General features: G+C 72.0%; 12 protein-coding genes. 1 reads left to right on the plus strand and 11 read right to left on the minus strand.

The features are described 5' to 3' along the window. Window positions 1-111: 111 nt before the first annotated feature. The 4 genes from ACWDEW_RS35805 to ACWDEW_RS35820 form a co-directional block, all read right to left on the minus strand. Window positions 112-411 (minus strand): TFIIB-type zinc ribbon-containing protein, encoded by a 300-nt coding sequence (locus tag ACWDEW_RS35805; protein ID WP_318015217.1) that lies wholly within the window; start codon window positions 409-411, stop codon window positions 112-114. Window positions 412-491: 80 nt separating this feature from the next. Beyond that, entirely contained in the window at window positions 492-1,436 is a 945-nt protein-coding gene (locus ACWDEW_RS35810) for a phosphotransferase family protein (RefSeq protein WP_450518554.1), read from the minus strand. Between the two features lie 268 nt (window positions 1,437-1,704). Then, window positions 1,705-1,914 carry a hypothetical protein gene (locus tag ACWDEW_RS35815; RefSeq protein ID WP_026178166.1) on the minus strand — a complete coding sequence of 70 codons (210 nt, stop codon included), beginning with the start codon at window positions 1,912-1,914 and terminating at the stop codon, window positions 1,705-1,707. Window positions 1,915-2,126: 212 nt separating this feature from the next. Continuing rightward, on the minus strand, window positions 2,127-2,402 hold the full coding sequence (locus ACWDEW_RS35820; RefSeq protein WP_123987987.1) for a hypothetical protein: 276 nt from the start codon (window positions 2,400-2,402) through the stop codon (window positions 2,127-2,129). A 197-nt stretch (window positions 2,403-2,599) separates the two neighbouring features. On the opposite strand from ACWDEW_RS35820, the gene ACWDEW_RS35825 reads away from it, so the two are divergent. Further along, window positions 2,600-3,967 (plus strand): protein kinase domain-containing protein, encoded by a 1,368-nt coding sequence (locus ACWDEW_RS35825; RefSeq protein WP_450518557.1) that lies wholly within the window; start codon window positions 2,600-2,602, stop codon window positions 3,965-3,967. Between the two features lie 228 nt (window positions 3,968-4,195). On the opposite strand, the gene ACWDEW_RS35830 is transcribed toward ACWDEW_RS35825, so the two are convergent. The 7 genes from ACWDEW_RS35830 to ACWDEW_RS35860 all read right to left on the minus strand — a co-directional run bounded on the left by ACWDEW_RS35830 (window position 4,196) and on the right by ACWDEW_RS35860 (window position 14,060). Further along, window positions 4,196-4,591, minus strand: a complete 396-nt coding sequence (locus tag ACWDEW_RS35830) for an NUDIX domain-containing protein (RefSeq protein WP_406461759.1) — start codon at window positions 4,589-4,591, stop codon at window positions 4,196-4,198. A gap of 10 nt (window positions 4,592-4,601) precedes the next feature. Further along, window positions 4,602-5,420 carry a TrmH family RNA methyltransferase gene (locus ACWDEW_RS35835; RefSeq protein WP_093624585.1) on the minus strand — a complete coding sequence of 273 codons (819 nt, stop codon included), beginning with the start codon at window positions 5,418-5,420 and terminating at the stop codon, window positions 4,602-4,604. A 64-nt stretch (window positions 5,421-5,484) separates the two neighbouring features. Further along, the gene (cobA, locus tag ACWDEW_RS35840; protein ID WP_450518560.1) at window positions 5,485-6,717 is read right to left on the minus strand and encodes a uroporphyrinogen-III C-methyltransferase; all 1,233 of its coding nucleotides are present in this window, start codon (window positions 6,715-6,717) and stop codon (window positions 5,485-5,487) included. Between the two features lie 141 nt (window positions 6,718-6,858). After that, window positions 6,859-10,713, minus strand: a complete 3,855-nt coding sequence (cobT, locus tag ACWDEW_RS35845) for a nicotinate-nucleotide--dimethylbenzimidazole phosphoribosyltransferase (protein WP_450518562.1) — start codon at window positions 10,711-10,713, stop codon at window positions 6,859-6,861. Between the two features lie 363 nt (window positions 10,714-11,076). Beyond that, window positions 11,077-12,327: a precorrin-6y C5,15-methyltransferase (decarboxylating) subunit CbiE gene (gene cbiE / locus ACWDEW_RS35850; protein WP_450518564.1), complete on the minus strand. Its 1,251-nt coding sequence runs from the start codon at window positions 12,325-12,327 to the stop codon at window positions 11,077-11,079. Between the two features lie 114 nt (window positions 12,328-12,441). After that, window positions 12,442-13,080: a GNAT family N-acetyltransferase gene (locus tag ACWDEW_RS35855; protein WP_450518566.1), complete on the minus strand. Its 639-nt coding sequence runs from the start codon at window positions 13,078-13,080 to the stop codon at window positions 12,442-12,444. Between the two features lie 143 nt (window positions 13,081-13,223). Continuing rightward, on the minus strand, window positions 13,224-14,060 hold the full coding sequence (locus ACWDEW_RS35860) for a MetQ/NlpA family ABC transporter substrate-binding protein (RefSeq protein ID WP_450518568.1): 837 nt from the start codon (window positions 14,058-14,060) through the stop codon (window positions 13,224-13,226). Window positions 14,061-14,099 lie beyond the last annotated feature (39 nt).

A 14,099-nucleotide genomic window follows, 5' to 3' on the forward strand; every position in this document is an offset into this window, starting at 1 on the left:
AGCGGGAGAGCGCTTCCCTGACACGGAAGAGGTCACTGGTTCAATCCCAGTATCGTCCACACACCGAAGCCCCCGGCGCTCACCGCGTCCGGGGGCTTCTTCGTGTGCCGGTCAGCTGGAGAACAGCATGTGACCGAAGCTCTTGTGACGGTGGTGGCCGCCGTGACCGCCGTAGTGGCCACCGCCGTGACCGCCGCCGTGCGGGGCACCCCAGGCGGGCGCGGGCGGGGCGGGGTAGGCCTGCGGGCCCGGGGGCGGCGGGGCGGGCTGCTGCCACTGCGACTCCACGCGGGTCAGCGCCTCCAGCTCGCCGTAGTCGAGGAAGATCCCCCGGCAGTTGCTGCACTGTTCGATCTGGACACCGTTGCGGTTGTACGTGTGCATCGGCGCATGGCACTTCGGACACTGCATGCTCGGCTCAACTCCTCGGCCGTTGGTACGTCTTCGTGTTTCCCCAGGACAGACTCCGTCCGACCCCGGTCGGTTGCACCCTACTTCGCGAATCCGGGCGTCAACTCGGTCGGGACGGAACCCATTCGGTCACAGGCGTCCACCACCGCTCCCTCCACCTCGTCCAGCGGACGGCCCGCCTCGACCGCCTTGACGATCGCCAGGGCCGCGGTCTGCACGGTGAGCGCGCGGGCCGGGACGTCCAGGGCGGGCCAGGGGTCGCCCTCGGCGGGAACCGCCGGGCCGCCGACCGCGCGGTACGCGGCCAGGAAGCGGGCCCACTCGTCGGGCGGGAGCAGCCCACAGGCGTACCAGGCGGCGGGCCGCGCGAGGTCCCACCCCGGGACTCCTACGCCCAGGTCGTCGACGTCGATCAGCAGCCAGGGGCCGTCGGGGACCGGGTGGCGGACGAGCTGGCCGAGGTGGAGGTCGCCGTGGCAGAGGGTGGTCGTGTCCGGCTGGGGTGCCTCCGCGCGGGCCCACGCCGGGAGCAGGGTCCAGGCGTGCAGGACCGGGGCGGCGGCGGGGTGGCCGCCGCCGGTCTCGCGCAGGCGGGTCATCGCCCGGACCGCCTTGAGGGGGCCGCGCATGGGTGGGAGGGGAGCCGGGGCCGGGGTGCGGTGGAGACGGGCGAGGAGGGTGGCGGCGGCTTCCCAGGGGGCCGCGTCCGGATCATCCGGGTCCACGGGGGTGCCGTAGGGCCAGAACGTCACCTGGCGGTCGTGCAGCGTGACGGGGGTGGGGGCCAGTGGGGGCAGGAGGATGCCGGGGAGGTGAGCGGCCGTGGTGAGGCGGGCGGTGAGGTCGGTGGGGTTCGTGTGCGGGGCGTGGGCCTTGGCGACGGTGGCTGCGTGGCGGACGACTGTGCCGTCGGGGCGATCGGTGAGGGTGGCTCCGCCGGGAGTGCAGGGGCAGGAGGGGGTTTGGGTGTGCGCTGCTTTTGCGGCTCGGGCTGTCAGGTCGGGCAACAGCTGGTGAGTGGTCACGGGGTCCCCTGAGTCGTACGGCTTTCGATGGGAGCGTACGGCTGGGTATGTGGGTTTAGTGCGGGCCGGTGGGGGCTGGTCGCGCAGTTCCCCGCGCCCCTATGGGGCGCGCTCCAGTCCACGGCGTTATGGTCCTCGGGCAAAGCAAAGCCGGCGCAGCTCCCCAGCTGCGCCGGCTTTTTTTGCCGTCCGCCGCACCCCCGTCCCCACGGGGTTTCATGGGTTGATGTCCCCGCCCGGACCGCTCTTCCGGGCCTGGGGTCGCCGCTCAGCGCCCCAGCATCACTCCCACGGACGACGCCTGTGTGGCCACGGTCTCCCAGCCGTCGAAGACGACGAGGAGCAGGACCGCCAGGGGAAGTGCCATCAAGGTCGCCACCAGTGGGTGGCGACGGCCCGTGCGGCGGGTGCGGAACGCCGCGTTGTACGCCTTGCGTCCCTCTTCGCGGATCAATGCCCGCGGTGCCGTGTGGGCCATGGTCCCTCTCCTGACCGTGCTCCGTTGACCGAACTCAGTTGTCGTTGGCAGCGGCGGGTGTCTGACCTCGGGGGACGAGTGCTGCACCCGCCGCTTGACCTCAAATCTAGGTCCGCGGCGGGTGGGGGGCGTCATGCCCTCGTACCGATTGGCGGGCCTCCCGGAGGATGAGCAATGACCTGCGAACTACTCCCCTGGGTGGAGACGGGGACCTAGGTCTCGGGGTCTTCCCGGAGGGGGCGTCCGGTCTGCCCCGCTTTCTCTGAGCTGTCCTCGCGCGGGACCGGCTGCTCGACCAGGGCGAGGACCCGGGTCGCCATGAAACGGGCGGTGCGCACGACGGAACCGCTGCGGGTGACTTCGCTCACTTCCACGACACCTCGCCGTACCGCCGTCTCCACCCTGCGGCCTGCCCTGCTCGCCACCACCTCGTATGTACGTGTGGTGTCTCCGGCGTCCACCACTATCTCGACGCGATCACCCTTCACGCGCTCAATCCCCCTTCTGTGATGGTTGGTTGGGGTCGGGGGCGATATGAAGTCCTGCTGTTCGCACGGCCTCTGACCACCCTTCAAAGTTTCCCACCCGGCACTGACAATCCGTCGGTGCGAGAGGGCGCGGCCTTTGCGCGCGGGCGGCGGTGGAAACGTAAGCTGTCGCTCGTCACACGGACCGGGCAGCGGGGATGAACATGGCGATGATGCGCCTGAGGCGCGAGGACCCGCGCGTCGTCGGCTCGTTCAGGCTTCACAGACGGCTCGGCGCGGGCGGAATGGGCGTCGTCTATCTGGGCTCCGACCGCAAGGGGCAGCGGGTCGCGCTGAAGGTCATCCGGCCGGATCTGGCGGAGGACCAGGAGTTCCGTTCGCGTTTCGCGCGCGAGGTGTCCGCCGCGCGGCGGATTCGGGGTGGGTGCACGGCTCGGCTCGTGGCGGCGGATCTTGAGGCCGATCGGCCGTGGTTCGCGACGCAGTACGTGCCCGGGCCCTCCCTGCACGACAAGGTCGCCGACGAGGGCGCGCTCGGCGCGGCCGAGGTCGCCGCGATCGGGGCCGCGCTGTCGGAGGGGCTCGTCGCCGTCCACGAGGCCGGGGTCGTCCACCGGGATCTCAAGCCGTCCAACATTCTGCTGTCCCCCAAGGGTCCGCGGATCATCGACTTCGGTATCGCCTGGGCGACCGGAGCCTCGACGCTGACGCACGTCGGTACGGCGGTGGGGTCGCCGGGGTTCCTCGCGCCGGAGCAGGTGCGGGGGGCTGCGGTCACGCCGGCCACGGATGTGTTCTCGCTCGGGGCCACGCTCGCGTATGCCTCTACCTCCGACTCGCCCTTCGGGCACGGCAGTTCCGAGGTGATGCTGTACCGCGTGGTGCACGAGGAGGCGCAGCTGCACGGGGTGCCGGACGCTCTTGCTCCGCTGGTCCGCGCGTGCCTGGCGAAGGACCCCGAGGAGCGGCCCAGCACTCTCCAACTGTCCTTGCGGCTCAAGGAGATCGCCGCCCGCGAGGCCCAGGGTCTGTCGGATGTACGACCGCCCGCGCCGCGTGGCAGCGAAGCGGACAGGCCCACCGGGCGGCTCACCGAGAGCTATCCGGAGCAGCAGCGGACGCAGGGCGGGCGGCGTCCGCAGGGCTCGCCTGGTCCGCAGGGCACTCCGGCGCCGCGCGGTGCGGCTCAGTCGTCGCGGGGTGGTGGCGCTCCGTCTCGTGGGGGCGGCGGTGTTCCTTCCCGGCCGGGCTCGGCGCGGCCGACTCCCGCTGGGCGCAACACCACGCGCTCCGGCAACGGCAGTGGCAGCCGTCCCGCTCCGCGCAGTGGCGGCGGGCGGCCGGGGCCGCGGACCACGGGTACGGGGCGGCGGCCCGCCAACCCGCGTCTGCTGCGGCAGCGGTTGTTCGTGTTCGTCGTGGTGACGTTGCTGGTCGCGCTCGGTATCGCGGTGGCGCAGGGGTGTTCGGGGCCGGCGCACGGGCTCGGGCGTACGGGGGACGGTGTGCAGCGCGTTGTGGGGGCGGACGGGCGGGGCGGGGCTGTGGGCGGTGTCGCCGGGTAGGGAGGGGTCGGGTGTCGTGGGGCTGTTTCGCCCCCGCCGCCCCTACCCGTCCCGTCACCAGGGGCTGCCGCCCCTTTCACCCCGCCCGGGGGCTGCGCCCCCAGACCCCCGTCGGCCCTGAAGGGGCCTCGTCCTCAAACGCCGGACGGGCTGATGGGTGCCGGCCCGCGTTGGGAAGACGCCGGACGGGCTGGATTCTTCCGGCCTGGGTCGAAAGGTGTGCGCCCTCTACAACCCCGGCAGCACCCGCTCGAAGAACTCCCGGTCCGCGTCGAAGAGTGGGGTCATCGTGAGGAATTCCGCCGGGGTGACCCAGCGGACCTCGGAGACCTCGCCGGGGTCGGGGACGATCGTGCCGTTGCCTGTTTCGGTGGCGGTCCACCAGTGGAGGCGGAAGCTGCCGTCGTCGGTCTCGGACTGCCAGACCTTGGCCAGGGGGGAGACAGCGAGGCCGACCTCCTCGTGGACTTCCCTGACCAGGGCTTCTTCCTGGGTCTCGCCCGGTTCGAGTTTGCCGCTGAGCGGGGCCCAGTAGCCGGAGCGGGCGGAGTCGGGACCGCGGCGGATGACCAGGACGCGGTCCGCGCGCCGGAGGACCGCGACGATCGCCTCGCGCTGGGCCAAGCCGTGCTCCCTAGAGTTCGGGGCGGCCGGTGGCCACCGCGTAGAAGGCTACGGCAGCGGCGGCGCCCACGTTGAGGGAGTCGACGCCGTGGGCCATGGGGATGCGGACCCATTCGTCGGCCGCCACCAGGGCCTGGGTCGAGAGGCCGTCGCCCTCTGCGCCGAGCATCAGGGCGACCCGGTCCATGCGGTGCGGGGCCGCCTCGTCGAGGCTCTTCGCCTTCTCGTCGGGGGTGAGGGCGAGGAGCGTGAAGCCTGCCTCGCGGACCGACTCCAGGCCCTTGGGCCAGCTGTCGAGCCGGGCGTAGGGGACCGAGAAGACCGCGCCCATCGAGACCTTCACGCTTCGGCGGTACAGAGGGTCCGCGCAGTCGGGGGACAACAGGACCGCGTCCATGCCCAGCGCCGCCGCCGAGCGGAAGATCGCGCCGATGTTGGTGTGGTCGTTCACCGACTCCATCACCACCACCCTGCGGGTGGTCTGGAGGAGTTCGTGTGCCGTGGGGAGGGGTTTGCGCTGCATGGAAGCCAACGCGCCTCTGTGTACGTGGTAGCCCGTGACGCGTTCGGCAAGTTCCGGGCTCACCGCGTAGACGGGGGCCGGGAGTTCGTCGATGACGTCCCGCATGACGTCGACCCACTTCGCGGACAGCAGCATCGAGCGCATCTCGTAGCCCGCGTCCTTGGCCCGTCTGATGACCTTCTCGCCCTCGGCGATGAACAGGCCCTCGGCCGGTTCACGCTTGCGGCGCAGCTCTACGTCGGTCAGGCCCGTGTAATCACGCAGGCGCGGGTCGTCGGGATCCTCAACGGTGATGAGATCGGCCACAGGGTGATACTGCCTTGTCCTGGGTGTCGTGCCAACGGCTGGGAACGGGTTGTGTTACCCGGGGTTACGCAAGCGCCTCGGGGCCCACGGTGACGACCGCGCCGATGACGATCACCGCGGGCGGTTTCACGTCCTCGGTGCGCACGGTCTCGCCGACCGTCGCGAGGGTCGCGTCCACCCGGCGCTGGGCGGCCGTGGTGCCCTCCTGGACCAGGGCGACCGGGGTGTCGGCCGGCTTTCCGTGCGCGATCAGGGTCTCGGCGATCTTCCCTATCTTGTCCACGCCCATCAGGACCACGAGCGTGCCGGTGAGCTTCGCGAGGGACGGCCAGTCGACCAGGGAGCGTTCGTCGTCAGGGGCGACATGGCCGCTGACCACCGTGAACTCGTGTGCGACACCGCGGTGGGTGACCGGGATACCGGCCGCGCCCGGTACCGAGATCGAGCTGGAGATGCCCGGCACGACCGTGCACGGGATGCCGGCCTCGGCCAGCGCCTGGACCTCCTCCATGCCACGGCCGTAGACGAAGGGGTCGCCGCCCTTCAGTCGTACGACCGACTTGCCCTGCTTGGCGTGTTCGATCAGCGCGTTGTTGATGGCCTCCTGGGCCATGTAGCGGCCGTAGGGGATCTTGGCCGCGTCGATCACCTCGACGTGCGGGGGGAGTTCGGCGAGGAGGTCGCGGGGGCCGAGGCGGTCGGCGATGACGACGTCGGCCTCGGCGAGGAGGCGGCGGCCGCGGACCGTGATCAGGTCCGGGTCGCCGGGGCCGCCGCCGACGAGGGCGACGCCCGGGGTGCGGGTGCGGTGGTGGGGGGCGACGAGGGTGCCGTCGCGCAGGCCCGCGACGACCGCGTCCCGGATGGCGGCGGTGTGCCGGGGGTCCCGGCCGCGCGCGTCCGTGGTGAGTACGGCGACGGTGACGCCCTCGCTGTGGCCGGTCGCCGGGGTCCAGGCGGTTGCCTGGTCGGCGTCGTCGGAGCGGACGCACCAGACGCGGTGGGCCTCGGCCTCGGCGGAGGCGGCGGTGTTGGCCTCGGGGTCGGTGGTGGCGATCAGGGCGTACCAGGCGTCCGCGAGGTCGCCGGCCGCGTACGGGCGTCGCTCCCAGGTGATCTCGCCCGCGTCCGCCATCGCCTCGACGGACGGGGTCGCCCCGGGCGATACGAGGGTGATGTCCGCGCCCGCCGCGATCAGCGCCGGCAGCCGACGCTGGGCGACCTGGCCGCCGCCAAGGACGACGACCCTGCGGCCGGTGAGTCGGAGGCCTACGGGGTAGGCGGGGTTTTCGGCCATGAGGGGTGCGGCTCCTCTTTTACGGCGGGTTGCCCGGCGTGCTTTTCGGCGTGCGGTCGCCCTGACGTGCAGATTTTACGGGCAGGGGGCTGCGGCGGCTCAGTCGGTCCACTGGCTGAGCCGCCGCAGCCCTGCGGGCGCCTACTTCTCGGTCACCCCTGCGGAATCGAACGTCGCCACCTCGTGCATCGCCCGCGCCGTGCTCTGCACCAGCGGCAGGGCGAGCAGGGCGCCCGTGCCCTCGCCGAGGCGGAGGTCGAGGTCGACCAGGGGGCGCAGGCCGAGCTTGTTGAGCGCGGCCACGTGGCCCGGTTCGGCGCTGCGGTGGCCCGCGATGCAGGCCGCGAGGACCTCGGGGGCGATCGCGCGGGCCACGAGAGCCGCGGCTCCCGCGCTGACGCCGTCCAGGATCACCGGCGTACGCAGGGAGGCGCCGCCGAGCAGCAGGCCGACCATGGCCGCGTGCTCGAAGCCGCCGATCGCGGCGAGGACGCCGATGGGGTCGGCCGGGTCCGGCTGGTGGAGTTCGATCGCGCGGCGCACGACCTCCGTCTTGCGGGCCAGGGTCTCGTCGTTGATGCCGGTGCCCCGGCCGGTGACATCGGCGGGGTCGGTGTCCGTGAAGACCGAGATCAGGGCGGCGGACGCGGTGGTGTTCGCGATGCCCATCTCACCGGTGAGCAGCGCCTTGTTGCCGGCCGCCACCAGGTCGCGGGCGGTCTCGATGCCCACCTCGATGGCCTGCTTGGCCTCCTCGCGGGACATCGCGGGACCGGTCGTCATGTCGGACGTACCGGCACGGACCTTGCGGGGCAACAGGCCGGGTGTGGCTGGCAGTTCGGATGCCACGCCCACATCCACCACGCACACCTCGGCGCCCACCTGGCTCGCGAAGGCGTTGCAAACGGCGCCGCCGCCAAGGAAGTTGGCGACCATCTGGGCCGTGACCTCCTGCGGCCAGGGGGTGACCCCCTGCGCGTGCACACCGTGGTCGCCCGCGAAGATCGCGACGGCCGCGGGCTCCGGGATCGGCGGCGGGCACTGCCGGGAGAGACCGGACAGCTGCGCGGAGATGATCTCCAGCATGCCGAGCGAGCCCGGCGGCTTCGTCATCCGCTTCTGCCGCTCCCACGCCTCGCCGAGCGCCTTCGCGTCCAGCGGGCGGATCCCGGCGACGGTCTCGGCGAGCAGGTCGTGCGGGTCCTCGCCGGGCAGGGCACGGCGGCCGTACGTCTCCTCGTGCACGACCCACGACAGCGGGCGGCGCTTGGACCAGCCCGCCTGCATCAGCTCGGGCTCCTCCGGGAACTCGTCGACGTAGCCGACGCAGAGGTACGCGATGACCTCCAGGTGTTCCGGCAGGCCGAGCGCTCGAACCATCTCGCGCTCGTCGAAGAAGCTGACCCAGCCGACACCGAGACCCTCGGCGCGCGCAGCGAGCCACAGGTTCTCCACCGCGAGGGCGGCGGAGTACGGCGCCATCTGCGGCTGCGTGTGGCGGCCCAGGGTGTGGCGGCCGCCGCGGGTCGGGTCGGCGGTGACGACGATGTTCACCGGGGTGTCGAGGATGGCCTCGATCTTCAGTTCCTTGAACTGCTTCGCCCGGCCCTTGGGCAGCGACTTGGCGTACGCCTCGCGCTGGCTCTGGGCCAGTTCGTGCATGTTGCGGCGGGTGTCGGCGGAGCGGATGACCACGAAGTCCCACGGCTGGGAGTGCCCGACGGACGGTGCCGTGTGCGCCGCCTCCAGCACGCGCAGCAGCACGTCGTGCGGGATCGGGTCGCTGCGGAAGCCGTTGCGGATGTCACGGCGTTCGCGCATCACCTTCAGCACGGCCTCGCGCTCGGCGTCGTCGTAGGCGGGTGCGGCAGGGCCGGTGGACTCTCGTACTTCTTCCACTGCGGCCGTGCTCTCTTCTTCCTGGTCGGCGGCCCGGGTGTCCAGGTCGTCAGCGTGCTGTACGAGTTCGGGCTCGCCCTCGGCATCGGCCTCTCGGGGGCCGGGGACGGTGGCGAAGGCTTCCGCGCCGCCCGACGGATCCTCCGTGGGGAGCGTGAGGGGGTGCGGCGGGGTCGGTGCGAGGTGCGGGGTGGTGGGCACCGAGCCTTCCACCGGCACGAAGCGGCCGAGGGAGTCGTCGGGGTTCGGGCCCGCCGGGACGGCCTGCGGCACCTCGGCGGACTCGACGAACTCGGCTTCCGGGGCGACGGGTTGGGCGAGGGAGGTGCCTTCGAGGGCAACCGGGGGCTGCTCGGTGGCGAGCGGGGCGTGGAGGTCGGCGGCTTCCGCTTCGTGGCCCTCGGCGGCGGGCGGCTGCGGCGCGAGTACCGGCTCCGCTTCCGCCGCGAACTGCTGGTCCGGTACGGCTTCCGCCGCGAACTGCTGGTCCGGTACGGCGTCCGGCGCGGCGGTGGGCTCGAAAGCCGGGTCGCCCGGGGTCGCGTCGAGGAGAACGGGCGGGTCTTCGACGACTGGAGCGGGGACGGCCCCCTCGACGGGCACGACCGCGGTGTCGGGGTGTGCCTCGTCAAGGGCCGGGACCGGGACGGCCTCGGTGAGAGGAGCGGGGTCGTCGTCGGCCGCAGGTGCGGGTTGCTCGGTGTCCGGGGCGGGGGCGAGGGGCTCGGCGTCGGGGGTGAGCGGGGTCTCGACTGCCGTAGGAACAGCCGGAGTTGACCCGGCGTCCTGGACCTGGACCTCGGCGACCCCGTCGAGGGGCGCGGTCTCCTGGGCCGGAACGGCGTCGAAACCCTGGTCTCCCGCTGCGTAGCCCGGCTCCGCAGCGGGTGCGGCTTCCGGGGGCGCCGGGGCAGCAACGAACGCGTCCTCGGGGTCGGGGCCCGCGCCGTGCGGGAGTTCGCCCTCGGCGCCGGAGTGGAATGCGGCCTCGGGGGCCGCCCCGGCGCCGTAGGCCACCTCGGCCGCAACGCCCTGATCGTTCCCGACGACGGACCCGGCGTCGACGGCCTCTGCGGCCCCCGGCACCGATTCGGCGCCCAACCCCTCGGCGCCTTCCGGCAGTTGGCCCACGTCGGGCACACCAACCGGTTCAGAGCTCTCCGTGCTCGCGTGAACCGAAGAAGCAGAAGAGGCCGAGGACTCCACAGCGGACGCCGTGGCAGCCGCCGTGGCAGCCGCCGCCGCGGTCTCTACCGCGTACAGCTGACCGTGTCCCTGCCAAGCCTCTCCCGCGTCGGGGGCCTGCGCCAGGCCCGAGCCCGGCTCGGAAGCCGGGGTGAGGCCGGTGTCCACGGCGGTGGCGACTCCCCCGTTCACCGCTTCCGTGGCGAGCCGCGCCACTGCGGCCTGGGCCGCGTTGCCGGGCTCCGGGGACGGTTCGGCCACCTGTGCCGGAGCAACCGTTTCGGCGGTTCGCACCCCGGCGGCGACCGAGGAGTGGGCGCCCCAGGGGGCCGCGCCCTGCGGGGGCAGGTCGCGGAGTTGGGGTGCGTCGAGGTACTCGGGGCTGGTCGTCGACGGGCCGGACTGCCGTACCGGCGCGCCGGCCGGGCCGCGGTCGGCGAGGGAGCGGACCGGGCTCGCGGAGGTGTCGGGGAGGGGCGGGCCGAGGTGCAGCGGGCGGCGCGGGGTGACCGGCGCGGGCGGCGGTTCGGCGAGCCGGACGCCGCCGAGGTCGACGGAGCCGCTGTCGCGGCCCGCCGTCTCGTGCGGACCCGGCTCGTGCGGAGCCGAGTCGTGCGGAGCCGAGTCGTGCGTGCCCTGCCCGTGCGCAGCCGAGTCATGCGTGCCCGGCTCATACGCTGCGGGTTCGAGCGGAGCCGGCTCCTGGACGGTCTCGACGACCGGCTCGGGGACGGGGGGCGGGACCTCGTTGCCCCAGGCACCCTGGGCGCCCGGGAGCAGCAACAGGTCCTCGTCCTCGGCGGTGGTCTCGGAGAGGTAGGTGTACGCGCCGTGTGCGGGAACGCTCGGCTGTTCCACCATGCCTGCGTTCTCCGGCAACCCCTCGGCCGGGACCTGGCCGGTGTCGGTCATGCGTACCCCTCGCCCATCGGTTAGTGCTTCTACGACCCGCTCACCGGGAACGGCGCACCGACCGCCCCGCAGTGGAGAACGAGCGTGCCTGTCCAGCGGCACGAACGACCCGACGCCAAAAAGCGACAAAGCCATTTAGACGACAAAGCCATTCAATGGCATTGTCGCGGCCGTTGTGCCGTCACGGCAGCTTGATCCGCGACGGCCCGCTGTGGACTGCGCCACGTTGCGCGTCCTCCGGTTCCGCTGTACCACACACACCCCAAAACGGGCGGGTTTTCCGGACATTGGCGAACGAAGCGCCGGTCCACCCTGTGCGGTACAACGGTCCGCCAGCCTACCGCGCGCAGTACGACAACAGGATCACGGGGACGGTTCGAGGGGTCGGGAAACGCGCTCCGGAAGGAGGCCACTGAGCAGGAACGCGACGCTCCGTTCCGTCTCCGTCCAGGCCCTGGTGTCGAGTTCGACGGACTGGATGAGGGCGCACTCGACGTGGTAACCGTGCTCCGTGAGGTCGCGGCCGACCAGTTCGGCCTCGTCACGGGTGGCGGCGTGCGCCACGATGCGCTGCGGGCGCCGGTCGGCGACCGCGGAGACGACGGCCACTCCCCCGCCACCGACGCGTACTACGTCGGGTTCGGGGAGGTCCTCCAGGATGTGCGGGGCATCGCCCTTCACGATCTGGAGGTGCACGCCGAAGCTGCGGGCCGCGGAGTCGGTGCGGGCGCAGGCCTGGCTGTCGCGGTCGACGGCGATGACGGCGGCTCCGGCGCGGGCCGCCTCGATGGCGAAGGCGCCGCTGCCGCAGCCGATGTCCCACACGAGGTCTCCCACGCGCGGGCCGAGGCGGGCGAGTTGGGCGGCCCGGAGCAGTTCCGTCTCGCCCTCACCGAGTTCACCGACGTAGGCCTCGGCGGGGAGGGTCCAGCCACGGGAGACGGCGGACGGGTCGCGGCCGGCGATCCAGCCGGTGCCCTCGCCCGGGCCGGTCGTCACGGCGCGGCCGACCGGGCCGCCGAGGACGATGACGACATTGGGGTCGCGCCAGGTGCGGTCGGCGGCCTTGTCGGAGGTGAGGACGGTGACCTGTTCGTGCTCGGTGCCCAGTTCCTCGCAGATGACGAAGGTGCGGTGGACGCCCTCAAGGAGCAGGCCGAGTTCGGCGGGTCCCGCGCCAGGCGAGGTGAGGACGGCGACCTTCGTGTGGGCCCGGCACACGTTCACCGCGCGTCGCAGCGTGCGCCTGTGTGCGACGACCACCTGCGCGTCGTCCCAGGGCATTCCGGCGCGGGCGAAGGCGGCGGCCACCGAGGAGACGGCGGGGACGACCTCCACCTCCAGGCCGAACTCGGGTGCGCGCAGGGTGCGTACGACACCGAAGAAGCCCGGGTCCCCGTCGGCGAACACCACCGCGGTGCCCCGGACGCCGGCGATGCGGCGGGCGGCGAGGGCCACGCTGCCGAGGCGGATGCGTTCGGCGCGCGCCGGCACCTCGGGCAGCTCCAGATGGTGGGGTGCGCCGGCCACCAGGGTGGCGGCGCTCAGGGCGGAGCGTGCCGCGGCTGTCAGCGGAGAGCCGTCCCAGCCGATCACCGTGACGCGGTCGGCCATCGTCGTCAGTCTCCAGGGGTACATCGCAGGTCGTCAGGGAAGTGGCCCGTACGCGGGCACCGTGAGGGTACCTGGTGCGGCCGGGCGGTGCTCCCGTGGTCGTACCCGCCGGAATCAGTTCCAGTCGGCGAGTGACGTGAAACCGTCGACGTCGGCGAGCTGCTCCGCCGTGCCCTCCAGGTCCTCCGGGAGGAGGCTCCACACGATGAAGTCGGTGCGGACGTCGATCCAGGTGCCGTCGTTGGCGTGGACGTGCGCTATGCAGGCGTTGCGCAGGACGCCCTCGCTGATGCAGCCGATCTTCTGGGCGACCTGCTGGGAGGCGGTGTTGTCGGCGGCGGTGCGCAGTTCGATGCGCTCCAGCTTCTGGTCCCCGAACAGCCACTGGGCGGTGGCGAGCGCGGCCTCGGATGCATAGCCCTCGCCGCGGGCCCAGGGGGCGATGATGTACGACAGCTCGGTGGACCGGACATGCCAGTCGGTCTTGGTCAACTGGACTATGCCGACGAGCCGTTGGGTGAGGAACTCGGTGACGGCGAGGTCGAGGCCGCGGCCCGAAGCCCGTTCGGCGGGCGCGTAGTTGGTGATCCACTCGCGGGCGCCGGCGACGGTGAACGGCTGGGGCACGTCGGTCCAGGCCGCGACCTGATCGTCGTTCATCATCTCGGCCAGGGCCTGCACATCGTCCTCGTCGAGGGGCCGCAGCACCAACCGCTCCGTGCTGATGGAGATGTTGGGGAAGGTGCTCGTCATGCGCCACTCCGTAACCTTCGGAAAATGTTCAGGGCAACCTGAACTGCCCAGCATGCAGCATGAAAGCAGTGAACCGCACCACGGGGTCCACCCGCCGTGAGCGAGTGGACCCCGTGCGTGGCGATACGCCGTATACGCCCCCGTCAGCCGGAGGTGGCCGGCAGGACGGAGCCCTTGTACTTCTCCGCTATGAACTTCTTCACGTCGGCGGAGACGAGCAGCTTCGCGAGCTTCTGGACGCGGGGGTCGTCCTCGTTGCCGCGTTTGACGGCCAGGAGGTTGGCGTAGGGGTTGTCCTTCGCCGACTCCAGGAGGATCGCGTCCTTCGCGGGGCTGAGACCCGCGTCCTGGGCGTAGTTGTTGTTGATGACGGCCACGTCCACGTCGTCGAGCGAGCGCGGGAGTTGGGCCGGGTCGAGCTCCTTGAACTTCAGGTGCTTCGGGTTGGCCGTGACGTCCGCCGGGGACGCGTCGGTGCCCGCCCCCGCCTTGAGCGTGATCAGCCCCTTGGCGGCGAGGAGTTTGAGGGCGCGCCCCTCGTTGGTGGTCTCGTTGGGCACGGCGACGGTGGCTCCGTCGGAGAGCTCGGCGATGTCCTGGATCCTCTTGGAGTACACGCCCATCGGCGGCAGGTACGCCTTGACGACGGAGACCAGGTCGGTGGCCTTGGACTTGTTGAACTCGTCCAGGAAGGGCTGGTTCTGGTAGAGGTTCGCGTCCAGCGAGCCCTCCTGGAGCGCGGTGTTCGGCAGGACGTAGTCCGTGAACTCCTTGATCTCCAGGTCGAGTCCGGCCTTGGCGGCGAGGTTGTCCTTGATGTACGTCAGGACCTCGCCGGCCGGTACGGCGGTGGCACCGACGACGAGGGTGCCGTCGTCCTTGCCGCCGCTCTCGCCGGAATCGGAGCCCGAGCCGCAGGCCGTGAGGCCGAAGAAGGTCACGGCGAGTCCGGCCGTCGTGAGGGCGATGCTCTTGCGCATGGTGAGTCCCCCGACTCTCTTCAGAAGGACGGTCAGATT

This window comes from Streptomyces sp. NPDC001100 (assembly GCF_053598575.1).

Bases quoted from the DNA above. Each gene is read 5' to 3' on its own strand.
- ACWDEW_RS35805 (WP_318015217.1), bottom strand. From the start codon at position 411: ATGCAGTGTCCGAAGTGCCATGCGCCGATGCACACGTACAACCGCAAC.
- ACWDEW_RS35815 (WP_026178166.1), bottom strand. From the start codon at position 1,914: ATGGCCCACACGGCACCGCGGGCATTGATCCGCGAAGAGGGACGCAAG.
- ACWDEW_RS35825 (WP_450518557.1), top strand. From the start codon at position 2,600: ATGAACATGGCGATGATGCGCCTGAGGCGCGAGGACCCGCGCGTCGTC.
- cobA (WP_450518560.1), bottom strand. From the start codon at position 6,717: ATGGCCGAAAACCCCGCCTACCCCGTAGGCCTCCGACTCACCGGCCGC.
- cobT (WP_450518562.1), bottom strand. From the start codon at position 10,713: ATGACCGACACCGGCCAGGTCCCGGCCGAGGGGTTGCCGGAGAACGCA.
- cbiE (WP_450518564.1), bottom strand. From the start codon at position 12,327: ATGGCCGACCGCGTCACGGTGATCGGCTGGGACGGCTCTCCGCTGACA.
- ACWDEW_RS35855 (WP_450518566.1), bottom strand. From the start codon at position 13,080: ATGACGAGCACCTTCCCCAACATCTCCATCAGCACGGAGCGGTTGGTG.
- ACWDEW_RS35860 (WP_450518568.1), bottom strand. From the start codon at position 14,060: ATGCGCAAGAGCATCGCCCTCACGACGGCCGGACTCGCCGTGACCTTC.